Annotated in this window: 14 protein-coding genes; 9 read left to right on the forward strand and 5 right to left on the reverse strand. The window is 55.5% G+C overall.

Annotated elements, in window-relative coordinates; genetic code table 11:
- The first annotated feature begins 192 nt into the window (after positions 1-192).
- Genes gcvA through rlmM form a run of 3 tightly spaced genes read left to right on the forward strand, consistent with a single transcriptional unit; the run spans position 193 to position 2,638 of the window.
- A complete protein-coding gene (gene gcvA, locus AB8846_RS07165; RefSeq protein ID WP_023309032.1) occupies positions 193-1,110 on the forward strand; it encodes a glycine cleavage system transcriptional regulator GcvA in 918 nt (305 codons plus the stop codon).
- 39 nt (positions 1,111-1,149) lie between these two features.
- On the forward strand, positions 1,150-1,545 hold the full coding sequence (locus AB8846_RS07170) for a DUF423 domain-containing protein (RefSeq protein ID WP_023309031.1): 396 nt from the start codon (positions 1,150-1,152) through the stop codon (positions 1,543-1,545).
- Positions 1,538-2,638: a 23S rRNA (cytidine(2498)-2'-O)-methyltransferase RlmM gene (rlmM, locus tag AB8846_RS07175; RefSeq protein WP_063144710.1), complete on the forward strand. Its 1,101-nt coding sequence runs from the start codon at positions 1,538-1,540 to the stop codon at positions 2,636-2,638. Before AB8846_RS07170 ends, rlmM begins: the two co-directional genes overlap by 8 nt.
- A gap of 60 nt (positions 2,639-2,698) precedes the next feature.
- Here rlmM and xni read toward each other — a convergent pair whose 3' ends face one another.
- The 5 genes from xni to queF form a co-directional block, all read right to left on the reverse strand.
- Positions 2,699-3,454, reverse strand: a complete 756-nt coding sequence (gene xni, locus AB8846_RS07180; protein ID WP_063144711.1) for a flap endonuclease Xni — start codon at positions 3,452-3,454, stop codon at positions 2,699-2,701.
- Between the two features lie 112 nt (positions 3,455-3,566).
- On the reverse strand, positions 3,567-4,934 hold the full coding sequence (sdaB, locus tag AB8846_RS07185) for an L-serine ammonia-lyase II (protein WP_063144712.1): 1,368 nt from the start codon (positions 4,932-4,934) through the stop codon (positions 3,567-3,569).
- A 65-nt stretch (positions 4,935-4,999) separates the two neighbouring features.
- Positions 5,000-6,295: an HAAAP family serine/threonine permease gene (locus tag AB8846_RS07190; protein ID WP_063144713.1), complete on the reverse strand. Its 1,296-nt coding sequence runs from the start codon at positions 6,293-6,295 to the stop codon at positions 5,000-5,002.
- Between the two features lie 514 nt (positions 6,296-6,809).
- The gene (gene ppnN / locus AB8846_RS07195; protein ID WP_023309027.1) at positions 6,810-8,174 is read right to left on the reverse strand and encodes a nucleotide 5'-monophosphate nucleosidase PpnN; all 1,365 of its coding nucleotides are present in this window, start codon (positions 8,172-8,174) and stop codon (positions 6,810-6,812) included.
- 116 nt (positions 8,175-8,290) lie between these two features.
- Positions 8,291-9,133: an NADPH-dependent 7-cyano-7-deazaguanine reductase QueF gene (gene queF, locus AB8846_RS07200; protein WP_370732395.1), complete on the reverse strand. Its 843-nt coding sequence runs from the start codon at positions 9,131-9,133 to the stop codon at positions 8,291-8,293.
- Between the two features lie 69 nt (positions 9,134-9,202).
- Between queF and syd the strand changes: the two genes are divergently transcribed.
- The 6 genes from syd to AB8846_RS07230 all read left to right on the forward strand — a co-directional run bounded on the left by syd (position 9,203) and on the right by AB8846_RS07230 (position 14,987).
- Positions 9,203-9,748, forward strand: a complete 546-nt coding sequence (gene syd, locus AB8846_RS07205) for a SecY-interacting protein (RefSeq protein WP_370732396.1) — start codon at positions 9,203-9,205, stop codon at positions 9,746-9,748.
- Between the two features lie 631 nt (positions 9,749-10,379).
- Positions 10,380-10,709 carry a YqcC family protein gene (locus AB8846_RS07210; protein ID WP_063144717.1) on the forward strand — a complete coding sequence of 110 codons (330 nt, stop codon included), beginning with the start codon at positions 10,380-10,382 and terminating at the stop codon, positions 10,707-10,709.
- The gene (truC, locus tag AB8846_RS07215) at positions 10,706-11,482 is read left to right on the forward strand and encodes a tRNA pseudouridine(65) synthase TruC (RefSeq protein ID WP_370732397.1); all 777 of its coding nucleotides are present in this window, start codon (positions 10,706-10,708) and stop codon (positions 11,480-11,482) included. Before AB8846_RS07210 ends, truC begins: the two co-directional genes overlap by 4 nt.
- A gap of 24 nt (positions 11,483-11,506) precedes the next feature.
- Positions 11,507-11,956, forward strand: coding sequence for a flavodoxin (locus AB8846_RS07220; RefSeq protein ID WP_063144719.1), 450 nt, complete (start codon positions 11,507-11,509; stop codon positions 11,954-11,956).
- Between the two features lie 335 nt (positions 11,957-12,291).
- The gene (gene gudP / locus AB8846_RS07225) at positions 12,292-13,647 is read left to right on the forward strand and encodes a galactarate/glucarate/glycerate transporter GudP (protein ID WP_023309021.1); all 1,356 of its coding nucleotides are present in this window, start codon (positions 12,292-12,294) and stop codon (positions 13,645-13,647) included.
- Positions 13,647-14,987, forward strand: coding sequence for an enolase C-terminal domain-like protein (locus AB8846_RS07230; protein WP_370732493.1), 1,341 nt, complete (start codon positions 13,647-13,649; stop codon positions 14,985-14,987). The genes gudP and AB8846_RS07230 overlap by 1 nt, the downstream gene beginning before the upstream one ends.
- The last annotated feature ends 10 nt before the right edge of the window (positions 14,988-14,997 follow it).

The following is a 14,997-nucleotide window of genomic DNA, read 5'->3' on the forward strand; positions in this document are numbered from 1 at the left end:
CGTAAGCCAAAAGCCCTTCAGAACACGCATTCCGAAAAAAGCTCTTCGTTCCGGCTCAGGAAGTGCCGCCACTATAGGTATTTGCTGGTAGTTCCTCAACGGACAAATTATAATGGCTCAGATAAAAAAAACTAATAGGTTAAACGTTGTTTCCTGTTTGTTAAAATCCGTTAACATCTAAGCCAGATAACCATGTCAAAGCGATTGCCACCCCTCAATGCATTACGTGTTTTTGATGCAGCAGCACGTCACCTGAGCTTTACCCGCGCAGCAGATGAGCTTTTTGTGACACAGGCCGCAGTAAGTCACCAAATCAAGTCTCTGGAGGATTTTCTGGGCCTTAAGCTGTTTCGTCGACGCAACCGTTCGTTGCTGTTGACCGAAGAGGGGCAGAGCTATTTTCAGGATATTAAAGAGATTTTTTCCCAGCTTACGGAAGCCACGCGTAAGCTGCAGGCTCGCAGTGCAAAAGGTGCCCTGACTGTTAGTTTATTGCCCAGTTTTGCCATTCATTGGCTGGTGCCGAGACTCTCAAGCTTTAACTCAGCTTATCCGGGGATCGACGTTCGAATCCAGGCGGTAGATCGTCAGGAGGACAAACTGGCCGATGACGTGGATGTCGCCATTTTTTATGGTCGCGGTAACTGGCCGGGCTTGCGTGTTGAGAAATTATACGCAGAATATCTCCTGCCGGTCTGTTCTCCCCTGCTGTTAACAGGTGAAAAGGCGCTGAAGTCTCCCGCTGACCTGGCTCAGCATACGCTTTTGCATGATGCCTCTCGCCGCGACTGGCAAACTTATACCCGTCAATTAGGTCTTACACATATAAACGTGCAGCAGGGACCCATTTTTAGCCACAGTGCGATGGTGTTACAGGCTGCCATTCACGGGCAGGGCGTGGCGTTGGCAAACAACGTTATGGCGCAGTCCGAAATTGAGGCAGGCCGCCTGGTTTGCCCTTTTAATGATGTACTGGTCAGCAAGAATGCGTTTTATCTGGTTTGTCATGACAGTCAGGCAGAACTGGGTAAAATAGCCGCCTTCCGGCAGTGGATACTGGCGAAAGCGGCAACCGAGCAAGAAAAATTCCGCTTCAGGTATGAGCAATAACGTTTGTGTGCCGGGCACGCATCAATTCAGGACTTAAACATGACCAGCCGATTCATGCTGATTTTTGCCGCGGTGAGTGGCTTTATTTTTGTAGCACTGGGCGCCTTTGGCGCACATGTATTAAGCAAGTCTTTGGGCGCAGTAGAGATGGGCTGGATCCAGACCGGCCTTGAATATCAGGCGTTCCACACGTTGGCTATTTTTGGGCTGGCGGTGGCGATGCAGCGTCGTATCAGTATCTGGTTTTACTGGAGCAGCGTGTTTATGGCGCTGGGTACCGTGTTGTTCAGCGGTAGCCTGTACTGCCTTGCGCTCTCACATCTGCGCCTGTGGGCGTTCGTTACACCTGTCGGCGGCTTCAGCTTCCTGGCGGGTTGGGTATTAATGTTTATCGGAGCTATCCGTCTGAAACGCAAGGGCGTTGTTCATGAATAAGGTTGTTTTATATTGTCGCCCGGGGTTTGAGAAAGAGTGCGCCGCGGAAATTACCGATAAAGCGGCGAAGCGCGAAGTCTTCGGCTTTGCCCGCGTAAAAGAGAACGCGGGCTATGTGATATTCGAGTGCTATCAGCCTGAAGACGCAGACAAGCTGGCGCGCGAGCTGCCGTTCAGCTCGCTGATCTTCGCTCGCCAGATGTTTGTTGCGGGTGAGCTGCTGAAGGATCTTCCGCCGGAAGACCGCATCACGCCTGTTGTCGGCATGCTGCAGGGCGTGGTGGAGAAGGGCGGCGATCTGCGCGTTGAAGTGGCGGATACCAACGAAAGTAAAGAGCTGATGAAGTTCTGCCGTAAGTTCACCGTGCCGCTGCGTGCGGCGCTGCGTGATGCGGGCGTGCTGACGAACTACGAAACGCCGAAGCGTCCGGTGGTGCATATCTTCTTTATCGCACCGGGCTGCTGCTATACAGGCTATTCGTACACCACCAACAACTCTCCCTTCTTTATGGGCATCCCGCGTTTGCGCTTCCCGTCCGATGCGCCAAGCCGTTCCACGCTCAAGCTGGAAGAGGCGTTCCACGTCTTTATCCCGGCAGATGAGTGGGATGAGCGTCTGGCTAACGGCATGTACGCCGTCGACCTTGGCGCGTGCCCGGGCGGCTGGACCTATCAGCTGGTGAAACGCAATATGTGGGTCTCGTCCGTTGATAACGGCCCAATGGCACAAAGCCTGATGGACACCGGGCAGGTCACCTGGCTGCGTGAAGACGGTTTCCGCTATCGCCCGAACCGAAACAACATCTCGTGGATGGTGTGCGATATGGTTGAGAAGCCGGCAAAAGTCGCCGCGCTGATGGCCTCCTGGCTGGCGAACGGCTGGTGTCGTGAGACCATTTTCAACCTCAAGCTGCCGATGAAAAAGCGCTATGAGGAAGTGTCGCAGAACCTGGCGTACATTCAGGAGCAGATGGACGAACACGGTATTAACGTGGAGATCCAGGCGCGTCAGCTGTATCACGACCGTGAAGAGGTGACGGTGCATATTCGTCGCTGGTGGGCTGCGGTCGGCGGACGTCGCGACGAGCGATAGTCCGTGTTGTTTGGCCCGGTGGCGCTGCGCTTACCGGGCCTACAAAACCGTGTAGTGGTTTTAACGTTCTAAACGCAGCTGCTGTAAATTCCCGTCCAGCTGTAAATCCGTCTGTAGCGTTGCGATTTCCCGGCAGATAAACGCCATCTCTTTATGCGCCTCCAGCTTCTTGCGCCACTTTTCTGGCACCTCATCCAGACGGGCGTAAATCCCTTCCAGATTCTGAAAATCGGTCAGCAGCTGCGCGGCGCTCTTCGGCCCAATACCGGCGACACCCGGAACCTTAGAACTGCTGATGCCTGCCAGCCCCCAGTAATCCGGCAGTTGCTCAGGCGAGACGCCGAACTCGCTGGCAATAAACGGCGCGTCCAGCCAGCGTTTTTGAAAATAGTCGCGAATGCGGATAGTGGGGGAGAGCAGCTGGCAGTAGCCTTTGTCAGTTGAAACGATAGTGGCCTGATGCCCGGCACTTGCCACCTTGACGGCCAGGGTGGCCGCGAGATCGTCGGCTTCATTTCCCTGTGCGCCCCAGCAGGGGACGCCCCGCTGTTCAAATGCAGCGCGCAGCATGGGCAACTCAGCGTGAAGATCGTCCGGCATCGGTGCGCGTCCGGCTTTGTAGTCCGGCAGACGCTGGTGTCGCCAGCCCGTGTTGCGGGCTTCGTCATCAAATACCGCGACCGCGTGGGTGGGCTCACTGTGGCGAATAAGCTGTTCCAGCGCGTGCAGGCAGGTGTCTTTACAAGGCGTCCCCTGTACCGCATGGATACGGCGAATCAGGTTAAGAGCATCGACGATAAGTAAATGAACGGCCACAGATAATCTCCCTTCTATCTAATGCGTGAAGGGTAACACTGTCAGCAGCGTGAAACTATGAATGGTGGGGAAAACAGGAAGAAGCCTCGCAAAACGAGGCTTCCTGAGAGGCTTAATCGCAGGTCACGATCTTCATCGCCAGGCCGCCGCGAGAGGTTTCGCGGTATTTGGCGTTCATATCTTTACCGGTTTCGTACATGGTTTCGATAACCTTATCGAGACAGACGCGCGGCTCGCTGGTGCGGCGCAGCGCCATGCGTGCTGCGTTCACCGCCTTCACGGAGGCAATCGCGTTACGTTCGATGCACGGCACCTGTACCTGTCCGGCAACCGGGTCACAGGTCAGCCCCAGGTTATGTTCCATGCCGATTTCCGCAGCAATGCACACCTGTGTCGGGCTTGCACCCAACAGTTCGGCCAGACCCGCCGCCGCCATGGAGCACGCCACGCCGACTTCACCCTGACAGCCCACTTCCGCACCGGAAATGGACGCGTTCATCTTGTACAGCGAACCAATCGCACTGGCGACCAGCAGGTAGCGCGCCAGTGAGTTCGCGTTTACTTCACGGATAAACTTGTCGTAGTACGCCAGCACCGCCGGAACGATACCGCAGGCACCGTTAGTCGGCGCGGTGACCACTCGGCCCCCTGCGGCGTTCTCTTCGTTCACCGCCAGCGCGAACATGTTGATCCAGTCTACGACGGCCATTGGGTCCGTTGTCGTTTTGTCGGTGCTCACCAGCATACGGCGCAGCGCTGCCGCACGACGCGGCACGCGAAGCTTGCCCGGCAGAACGCCTTCGGTGGTGATCCCACGCTCAATACCGCCGCGCATCACTTCCCAGACGCTAGTGAAGTGCTGTTCGAGCTCTTCTTTGCTGTGAAGTGCCAGCTCGTTTTTCATCATCAGGCCGGAGAGGGAAAGGCCCGTCTCCTGGCAGTGACGCTGAAGATCCGCCGCCGTTTTGTACGGATAGGGCACCTCGACAGAGGCGTTATCGGTTTGACCAAAGTGGTCTTCGTCGACGATAAAACCGCCGCCGATAGAGTAATACGTCTGGCTGTATACCGCTTTGTCGCCGGCCAGCGCGGTAATGCGCATGCCGTTTTCGTGCAGCGACAGGTTGTCCGCATGGAAATTCATGCAGTGGTCAACCGGGAATTCAACCTCATGCTCACCGTTCGCCAGCAGCAGGCGACCGTGGGTGTTCACATCCTGGATGAAGCCAGGGATCGCATCAATATCAACGGTATCCGGCAGATTTCCCGCCAGGCCCATGATAATGGCGATATCGGTATGGTGGCCTTTCCCGGTCAGGGAAAGCGAGCCGTATACATCGACAACCACGCGGGTAATGTCATGCAAGATGCCGCGTGCAATCAAGTCATCCGTGAACTGCTTACCGGCTTTCATTGGTCCGACGGTGTGAGAGCTGGAAGGACCAATACCGATTTTGAAGATATCGAATACGCTAATCATGATGCGTCCATTGCTTTCAGTCAGAGAGGGAGGAGTGCGCCGTCCGAAGACGGCGCGGGTGATAATTAGAACATGGTGTACAGGGAGTAGAAGATCGCAGAGATTGCGATAAGACCCATGATAACTACAAAGACGTTGCTCACATGACCGCTGTACTTACGCATCGCAGGGACTTTCTGAATCGCGTACATCGGCATCAGGAACAGAATCATCGCAATGACCGGGCCGCCCAGGGTTTCAATCATGCCCAGGATGCTTGGGTTCAGCGTTGCTACCGCCCAGGTGGTGAGCAGCATGAACAGTGCAGTGATTTTGTTCAGCTTGTTGATTTCAATGCTCTTGCCTTTACCGCGCAGAGATTTAATCACCATACCGTTGAAGCCTTCACGTGCGCCGAGGTAGTGGCCCAGGAAGGATTTGGTGATGGCGATAATCGCGATGATAGGCGCCATCCACGCAATAACAGGTGCGTTAAAGTGGTTTGCCAGGTAAGACAGAATAGAGATGTTCTGCTCTTTTGCTGCCGCCAGATCCACCGGGGAGAGGCTCAGTACGCAGCTGAAGACGAAGAACATCACGGTCAGCACCATCATGATGTGAGCGCGTGCCAGGATGCTGGAGCACTTCTTCTCTGCGCCATTACCGTACTCTTCACGTTTCGCAACAGCGAAAGATGAGATGATTGGGGAGTGGTTGAAAGAGAACACCATCACCGGAATCGCCAGCCAGAGGGTCATCAGCAGGCCGTTACCGGTTACCGATGCGCTGCTCAGGGACAGGGTTTCCAGCGCTGCGCCGTTCCACTGCGGGATCAGGTAGCAAGCCAGCACCATCAGAGCAATAACGAACGGGAAGACCAGTACGCTCATTGCTTTCACAATCATCTGCTCACCGAAGCGCACGATGGTCATCATGCCCACAATCAGGATCAGAGACAGAATCGCACGCGGAGGCGGCGTCATGTGCAGCTGGTGCATCATGAAGCTTTCAACGGTGTTGGTGATCGCCACGCTGTAGACCAGCAGAATAGGGTAAATCGCGAAGAAGTAGAGCAGGGTAATCAGTTTACCTGCGCCAACGCCGAAATGCTCTTCAACCACTTCAGTGATGTCTTCGCCCGGGTTTTTACCGGACAGCACGAAGCGGGTCAGACCGCGGTGTGCGAAGAAGGTCATCGGGAAAGCGATGATAGCCATAATGATCAGCGGGATCAGACCGCCGACGCCTGCGTTGATAGGAAGGAACAGTACACCAGCGCCGATTGCCGTGCCGTAAAGGCCAAGCATCCACATGGTATCCGTTTTGCGCCAACCACTTCGGGATTCAATCGAAGCAACGGTGCTGGTTTGAGTGGTTTCCATCTATATCTCCTGGAGGAAGCGAATTGTCAGGTTTTTTAGTCAAATCCGATGAAAAAGTGCCTGACGGTAATATGAAATTCGTTCAGTGACGGTTTTTTAATAATTTTCGCCCGTAACTATTGGCGGGCGGAAAGATACATTCTAGTTATGAATCTATCAGTGATCGTGATCCCAAATGCAATAATCCACTTATGATGTGGGCATCTTTAGACCATTTATCTGTTAAAAAAACATCAAAGAGAATTTACGGGCGCGAAGGCTACCATCAACGACATGTGAGCTGAAAGACTGACCCGCGATATAGGTGTCTTTAGCTGTAAAGAAATGAGTTTTTAGGATTTTCTGGCGGGTAATTTGGATTAAGGCTGATAACTCACGGTTGTAAAAAGAAGGTAATCGTTTGCGTTTGTGAATAGTTTGTAAAAGTCATAAGAGATGCCTATGAATTGCTTCGGTAAAAAAAAACCGGGACGCGCGAGAGGGCGACCCGGTTTTGATGAGACGCTGCTAAGCGTTAGGTGCAGATTTCGTAGCAAGGAATGTAGGCGGAGCCCGGCAGCTTCATGCGGTGCTGAGCGACGAAGCCCTGCAGCATATCGTCCATACGGCGCATCATCTCCGGGTCGCCGTGGATCTTGTACGGCCCGTACTGTTCAATGGCGCGGATGCCCATCTCTTTAACGTTGCCCGCCACAATCCCGGAGAAGGCACGACGCAGATCGGCAGCCAGGACTTCCACCGGCTGGTCCGGGTAGAGTTTCAGGTTCGCCATATTTTCATGCGTTGGTTCGAACGGGATCTGCAGGTCTGGCGCGATGCGAATTGACCAGTTAAAGCTGTACGCATCGCCGGTATCGCGACGGTTCTCTTTCACCAATGGCATCGCTTTCTTCATCTGGCGCGCCACTTCTGCGGCATCGTCAATGATGATGCGATAGTGACGACGCGCGGCTTCACCCAGCGTGTGCACGATAAACTCGTCCAGCACGCGGAAGTAGTCGGCGCTCTCTTTTGGCCCGGTCAGGATCAGCGGCAGAACCTGATCTTTGTTGGCCGGATTCATCAGAATACCCAGCAGGTAGAGCAGCTCTTCCGCTGTCCCCACGCCGCCCGGGAAGATGATAATGCCGTGGGCGATACGGACAAACGCCTCAAGACGCTTCTCGATATCCGGCATGATAATCAGCTCGTTAACCAGCGGGTTAGGCGGCTCAGCGGCGATAATTGACGGCTCGGTCATGCCGATAAACCGCCCCTCTTTATAACGCTGCTGCGCGTGCCCCACTGCGGCACCTTTCATCGGCGCTTCCATCGCACCTGGACCACAGCCGGTACAGATGTTCAGCTCGCGCAGGCCGAGCTGCGTTCCTACCCGACGCGCATAAAGGTATTCGGTTTCGTTAATGGAGTGACCGCCCCAGCAAACGACCATGTTCGGCGCTTCACCAACGTGCAGGGCACGGGCGTTACGCAAAATGGAGAACACCAGGTTGGTGATATGGACCGAGCTTTCCAGGTCGAGATGCTGGAAACGGCCTGCGTTGTGGATCTGCCCGTTAACAAACAGGATGTCACGCAGCACGGCAAACAGGTTAGCCTGAAGTGAACGAATGATGCGCCCGTCGACAAAGGCCTCTTCCGGCGGGTTGATGACTTCAAGCTTCACGCCACGCTCGCGGCGCAGCACGTTGATATCAAAGCTTTCGAAGCGGGACAGCAGTTCTTTACTGTTATCTGTCAGGCTTCCGGAGTTCAGTACGGCAAGTGAACAGTTACGAAACAGTTGATAAAGATCGCTGCTGGCCGTGCGCTTAAGCATGTCCACTTCCAGCTGCGACAACATATCCATTGAGCCAAGCGGGCTAATATGTGTAATCAAGTGAGCTCCTTACGGGACGATTATCGTCTTTCCCTGTTGATTACAATAGCCCTGCCGCGTGACGTTTCACAACCTAAAGCGCGGAAGATACCGCGCATATTGTGAAAATATTTATATTATTGACGCACCAGCCGTCCTGTTGCTGGCACAAAATCGGTGTTGGTGCGCCACGGGTTAATGTCCAGCCCGCCGCGGCGAGTGTAGCGCGCATAAACGCTCAGTTTTTCTGGCTGGCAGAAACGCTGAATATCGCTAAAGATGCGCTCCACGCACTGCTCGTGGAATTCGTTGTGATGGCGGAACGACACCAGGTAGCGCAGCAATTTTTCCCGGTCGATTTTCGGGCCGCGGTACTGGATCTGCACCGAGCCCCAGTCCGGCTGGTGGGTGATCAGGCAGTTGGATTTCAGCAGATGGCTGACCAGCGTCTCTTCGACCACCTTTCCGCTCGCCGCGTTTTCGAGGTAATCGGCGCTGAATTCATAATTATCCACCTCAATATCCTGATCGTCGATGCAGGTCCCGTTGAAGTGGGCGACCGGCTGCCCTTCCAGCTCGTGCAGGCGATACAGTGAAACGCTTACCTTTCCCTGCGCGCAGGCGCTTAAATCACGTTCCAGGGTGTGCTGAACGTCGTCCCAGCTGTTGAATTTTGTCTGGTTAAAACTGTTGAGATAGAGCTTAAAGCTTTTGGACTCGACGAGATTAACGCTGGCGTAATCCAGCTCAACGTGGCCCACGGCCACCTGCGGCAGACCGCGTGCGTTGAGCCAGGAGAGTTCGTACAGCGTCCAGATATCGCCGCCGACAAATGGCAATGCGTCCGCATGCAGACCCAGAGGATCGCGATTCAGGCTGCGCGGCACGCCCTGCAGCAGGCCTGCATCGTAGGTATCGCGGTAATCGGTCGATTTACCCAGCGTTAAGCCGGTTAACGCCTGATGATTTTCGTAAGACATGTTTCATAGCCACTTTACAGGTACACTTATGGGCTGAGTTTATCCTGTCTGACAAGAAGAGAGAAATCGGTGGACATCGAAACTGCAAATGCCCTCACTACCTTCACGACCCGCTATTGCGACGCATGGCATGAAAAGCAGGGCTCGTGGCCGCAAAGTGCTGATTTATATGGCGTACCCTCGCCGTGCATTATCTCTTCGCTCGACGACTACGTTATCTGGCAGCCGAAGCCCAATACCGGCGAGCAAAATGTAAATGCGGTTGAACGGGCGATGGACATTGTGATACAACCAGCGGTTCACGCGTTTTATACCACGCAGTTCGCAGGGGATATGCCCGCGCGCTTTGCTGATATCACGCTGACGCTGTTGCAGACCTGGAGCGAAGACGATCTGCAGCGTGTTCAGGAAAACCTGATTGGTCATCTGGTCACGCAAAAACGCCTTAAGCTTTCTCCGACGCTCTTTATTGCCACGCTGGACAGTGAACTGGATGTGTTATCCGTCTGCAACCTGTCAGGTGAAGTGGTTAAAGAGACTATCGGTACCCGCAATCGCGAGACTCTCGCCCCCTCTCTTGCGGATTTCCTCACCCGACTTGAGCCACTTCTGTAATCCATGATGCTATAGCGCGTGTGAGAGATCTCTTACAAGGTTTGTGAGAGATCGCTGGAACATTCAGTATTACCTTATTTAATTCAGATTAATATCACTCTATTTTTCAATGGATTAATGCTTCACTGCATTGTTTTTAGGGATTTCTTACGGCTTACAACCCCGAAAGGGTGGGTTGTAAGACGAAGCGGAATAGCGGATTCTATCTCCGTCGACAGGACGCCGACACGAAAAACGAACATCAGGATGATGACGTTTCTCACACAGGACTCGTCAGGATGACGCAGCAGGAAGGCTTCAGGATGAAGCAAAGTGGATAACGCAGGATGCGTAAGGGACACCTCCAGGAAGGAGAACGAGAGCCGGTCAGGATGGTCGGTGGGTCAGGAAGGCCAGGACGTTTCAGGATGAAACAAACATGTCAGGAAGATGTGTGCAGGATGCAGCGGTTTACGGATGACCAGGCCTTCGGGCTTCAGGAAAAGTTGTCACGGATGAGCAGGGAGCACGAATTGTAGCTGGAATGCTGCGGAACGAACCGGGAGCACTGTTTTTACAGTGCTCCCTTTTTTTATTTCTGCCTTCCGCAATGCTATGCTGCGCGCCGTTCACTTTTTCAGTTGAGGTTACTATGACGCAACACGATAGCGTTCGTGCCCAGTTGCACGCCATCGAAGCCCTTTTGCGCCAACATCAGCTGTGGCAGGAGACCGCGCCGCAGCCAGAAGCGTTCGCGAGCACCCAGCCCTTCTGCCTGGATACGCTGGCCCCGTTTGAGTGGCTGCAGTGGGTGTTAATTCCGCGCATGCACGCCCTGCTTGAGGGCGGTCACCCGCTGCCGCAGGCGTTTGCTGTCTCTCCCTACTATGAAATGGCGCTTGAGGCGACGCACCCCGCGCGCGACGTGATGCTGGTCGAACTGGAAAAACTGGATACCCTGTTTGCCGGTGAAGATGCATGACGCTTGAGATCCTCTATCAAGACGAGTGGCTGGTGGCGGTAAATAAACCGTCAGGCTGGCTGGTACACCGCAGCTGGCTCGATCGTGATGAGAAAGTGGTGGTGATGCAGACCGTTCGCGACCAGATTGGTCAGCATGTTTTTACCGCCCATCGTCTCGACAGGCCGACCTCCGGCGTGCTGCTGATGGGGCTTTCCAGCGAGGCGGGACGCCTGCTGTCACAGCAGTTCGAACAGCACCAGATGCAAAAGCGCTACCATGCGATCGTCCGTGGCTGGCTGACCGAGTCCGCCACGCTGGACTACCCGCTGGTGGAGGAACTGGACAAAATCGCCGATAAATTTGCCCGCGATGACAAAGGTCCGCAGCCCGCAGTAACGGATTATCGCGGCATGGCGACGACCGAAATGCCGGTGGCAACCAGCAAATTTCCGACCACACGCTACAGCCTGGTTGAGCTTCTGCCTAAAACCGGGCGTAAGCACCAGCTGCGACGCCATCTCGCGCACCTGCGCCACCCGATTATTGGCGACAGCAAACACGGTGATTTGCGCCAGAACCGCAGCGCGGCCGAACACTTTGGCTGCCATCGTCTGATGCTGCACGCGAGCGAGCTGAGCCTGACGCACCCGTTTACCGGCGAACCGCTGACTCTCCGTGCGGGGCTGGACGACGTCTGGATGCAGGCGCTGTCACAGTTTGGCTGGCTGGGACAGCTCCCCGAAAATGAAAGGGTTGAGTTTGTATCGGGCAACGTTCAGGATGAACGGTAAACGCATTCATTATGGGAAAATATCATGGCTGAAGTAGGCATTTTTGTCGGCACAATGTACGGCAACTCGCTGCTGGTAGCGGAAGAGGCTGAGGCAATACTCGCCGGCCAGGGCCATAAAGCCACGGTCTATGAAGACCCGGAACTGGCGGACTGGGAAAAGTATCAAGATAAATACATTCTGGTGGTGACCTCCACCACCGGGCAGGGCGATCTGCCGGACAGCATCGTGCCGCTGTTCCAGGGCATTAAAGACCAGCTTGGCTATCAGCCGAACGTGCACTACGGCATCATTGCCCTGGGCGACAGCTCTTACGCCAACTTCTGCGGCGGCGGCAAGCAGTTCGATGCGCTCCTGCAGGAACAGAGCGCCCAGCGCGTCGGCGAGATGCTGCTGATTGATGCCGGGGAGCACCCGGAGCCAGAAAGCGAATCAAACCCGTGGGTGGAGAACTGGGCCTCACTTCTCAAATAACACGCTGCCCGGCGGCGCTTCGCTTGCGCGGGCCTACGGGTTTTCCTGGCCGGGTCAGGCGGAACCGCCACCCGGCGCTACATACCGCGCCAAACGCCAATTCCGTGAACCACCTTCCACTCCATTAGGCTTATGCCCCAAATTACGTCTTCTTCCTCCTGCAATGTTGTGTTTTTGCACGGTGAGGAGAAGAGGCACTCCTTCATATACTTTCCCGGTCACTATAAAACGGCTTCAGGCCGTACCAAAACGACAAAACACAAGTCTCATTCTGATTACCCTACCGGTGCTGTACAGAATGAACCAGGCGAAAGCTATGTTTCAGGAGTGCAACAATGAGTACATTAAGCCACGCAGCGAGCAGCGCTGAAAAGCGCACCAACGCCCGCTACTGGATAGTGGTGATGCTGTTTATCGTCACGTCCTTTAACTATGGTGACCGCGCCACGCTGTCAATTGCCGGTTCGGAAATGGCAAAAGATATCGGCCTTGATCCCGTGGGCATGGGTTACGTTTTCTCCGCATTCTCATGGGCCTACGTCATCGGGCAAATTCCTGGCGGCTGGCTGCTGGACCGTTTTGGATCTAAACGCGTCTATTTCTGGTCCATCTTTATCTGGTCGATGTTTACCCTGTTGCAGGGTTTCGTCGATATCTTCAGCGGCTTCGGCATTATCGTGGCGCTCTTCACGCTGCGCTTCCTGGTGGGGTTAGCGGAAGCGCCTTCCTTCCCGGGGAACAGCCGCATTGTGGCGGCATGGTTCCCGGCGCAGGAGAGGGGAACGGCGGTGGCGATTTTCAACTCCGCACAGTACTTCGCAACGGTGATCTTCGCGCCAATCATGGGCTGGCTGACGCATGAGGTAGGCTGGTCGCACGTATTCTTCTTCATGGGCGGGCTTGGGATCGTCATCAGCTTCGTCTGGCTGAAAGTGATCCACGAACCCAACCAGCATCCTGGCGTGAACAAAAAGGAGCTGGAGTACATCGCGGAAGGCGGAGCGCTGATCAATATGGATCAGAAATCCGCAAAAGCAAAAGTCCCGTTCAGCCAGAAATGGGCGCAGATCAAGCAGCTCGTCGGCTCGCGCATGATGATCGGCATCTATCTGGGCCAGTACTGTATTAACGCCTTAACCTACTTCTTCATCACCTGGTTCCCGGTGTACCTGGTGCAGGCTCGCGGCATGTCGATTCTGAAAGCGGGCTTTGTCGCCTCGGTCCCGGCAATCTGCGGCTTCGTCGGCGGCGTGCTCGGCGGGGTGATTTCCGACTGGCTGATGCGCCGCACGGGGTCACTGAACATCGCGCGTAAAACGCCGATTGTGCTCGGCATGCTGCTCTCCATGACCATGGTGTTCTGTAACTACGTCAATGCCGAATGGATGATCATCGGCTTTATGGCGATGGCCTTCTTCGGCAAAGGCATTGGCGCGCTGGGCTGGGCGGTGATGGCGGATACGGCGCCGAAAGAGATCAGCGGCCTGAGCGGCGGGCTGTTCAACATGTTCGGCAACATCTCCGGGATTGTTACGCCAATCGCTATCGGCTACATCGTCGGCACCACCGGCTCTTTCAACGGTGCGCTGATCTACGTGGGTGTGCATGCGCTGGTGGCGGTGCTGAGTTACCTGGTGCTGGTGGGGGATATCAAACGCGTCGAACTTAAACCTGTTGCGGAGCGTGGATGATGACAACGCAATCGAGTCCAACCGTCACGGAGATGAAGGTCATCCCGGTGGCCGGGCAGGACAGCATGCTGCTCAATATTGGCGGTGCGCATAACGCCTGGTTTACCCGTAATATCGTCGTGCTGAAAGACAGCGCAGGGAATACCGGCGTGGGAGAGGCCCCTGGCGGAGAGGTGATTTACCAGACGCTGGTCGATGCCATTCCGCAGGTCGTAGGCCAGGAGGTCGCCCGTCTGAACAAGGTGGTTCAGCGGGTGCATAAGGGCAATCAGTCGGCAGACTTTGATACGTTCGGTAAAGGTGCCTGGACGTTTGAACTGCGGGTCAACGCGGTCGCCGCCCTGGAGGCCGCCCTGCTCGATTTACTGGGTAAGGCGCTCAATGTTCCGGTTTGCGAGCTGCTGGGGCCAGGCAAGCAGCGCGATGCGGTTACCGTGCTGGGCTATCTGTTCTACATTGGCGATCGAAATAAGACCGATCTCCCCTATCTGTCGCGATCCTCGGGCGATCACGACTGGTATCAGCTGCGCCACCAGGAAGCGCTCTCCAGCGACGCGGTGGTGCGGCTGGCCGAGGCGGCGCAGGATCGCTACGGCTTTAAGGATTTCAAGCTGAAGGGCGGCGTGCTGCCCGGCGAGCAGGAGATTGAAACGGTCCGGGCGCTGAAAAAACGCTTTGCGGATGCACGGATCACCGTCGATCCCAACGGCGCATGGCTGCTGGATGAAGCGATTAGCCTGTGCAAAGGGCTGGGGGATGTCCTGACCTATGCGGAAGACCCCTGCGGCGCGGAGCAGGGCTTCTCGGGCCGTGAAGTCATGGCCGAGTTCCGCCGCGCCACCGGGCTGCCTGTAGCGACCAATATGATCGCTACCAACTGGCGTGAAATGGGTCACGCGGTGATGCTGAACGCCGTCGACATTCCGCTGGCGGATCCGCACTTCTGGACGCTTTCAGGCGCAGTGCGCGTGGCGCAGCTGTGCGATGACTGGGGGCTGACCTGGGGCTGTCACTCGAACAACCACTTTGACATTTCGCTGGCGATGTTTACCCACGTTGGCGCGGCGGCACCGGGTAACCCGACCGCCATCGACACCCACTGGATTTGGCAGGAAGGGGAAGCTCGCCTGACGAAAAATCCGCTGGAAATCATCAATGGCAAGATTGCCGTACCGGATGCGCCGGGCCTGGGCGTGGAGATTGACTGGGATCAGATCCATAAAGCCCATGAGGCGTATAAAAAGCTGCCGGGCGGCGCGCGTAACGACGCGGGCCCGATGCAGTACCTGATCCCCGGCTGGACATTTGACCGTAAGCGCCCTGTTTTCGGACGTCACTGATAAAAGGATT

It is taken from the genome of Enterobacter sp. KB-221C9 (assembly GCF_041320715.1).
GTDB lineage: Bacteria > Pseudomonadota > Gammaproteobacteria > Enterobacterales > Enterobacteriaceae > Enterobacter > Enterobacter asburiae_D.

Coding starts and splice junctions, on each gene's coding strand:
- gcvA (WP_023309032.1), top strand. CDS start 193: ATGTCAAAGCGATTGCCACCCCTCAATGCATTACGTGTTTTTGATGCA.
- AB8846_RS07170 (WP_023309031.1), top strand. CDS start 1,150: ATGACCAGCCGATTCATGCTGATTTTTGCCGCGGTGAGTGGCTTTATT.
- rlmM (WP_063144710.1), top strand. CDS start 1,538: ATGAATAAGGTTGTTTTATATTGTCGCCCGGGGTTTGAGAAAGAGTGC.
- sdaB (WP_063144712.1), bottom strand. CDS start 4,934: ATGATTAGCGTATTCGATATCTTCAAAATCGGTATTGGTCCTTCCAGC.
- AB8846_RS07190 (WP_063144713.1), bottom strand. CDS start 6,295: ATGGAAACCACTCAAACCAGCACCGTTGCTTCGATTGAATCCCGAAGT.
- queF (WP_370732395.1), bottom strand. CDS start 9,133: ATGTCTTACGAAAATCATCAGGCGTTAACCGGCTTAACGCTGGGTAAA.
- AB8846_RS07210 (WP_063144717.1), top strand. CDS start 10,380: ATGACGCAACACGATAGCGTTCGTGCCCAGTTGCACGCCATCGAAGCC.
- truC (WP_370732397.1), top strand. CDS start 10,706: ATGACGCTTGAGATCCTCTATCAAGACGAGTGGCTGGTGGCGGTAAAT.
- AB8846_RS07220 (WP_063144719.1), top strand. CDS start 11,507: ATGGCTGAAGTAGGCATTTTTGTCGGCACAATGTACGGCAACTCGCTG.
- gudP (WP_023309021.1), top strand. CDS start 12,292: ATGAGTACATTAAGCCACGCAGCGAGCAGCGCTGAAAAGCGCACCAAC.
- AB8846_RS07230 (WP_370732493.1), top strand. CDS start 13,647: ATGACAACGCAATCGAGTCCAACCGTCACGGAGATGAAGGTCATCCCG.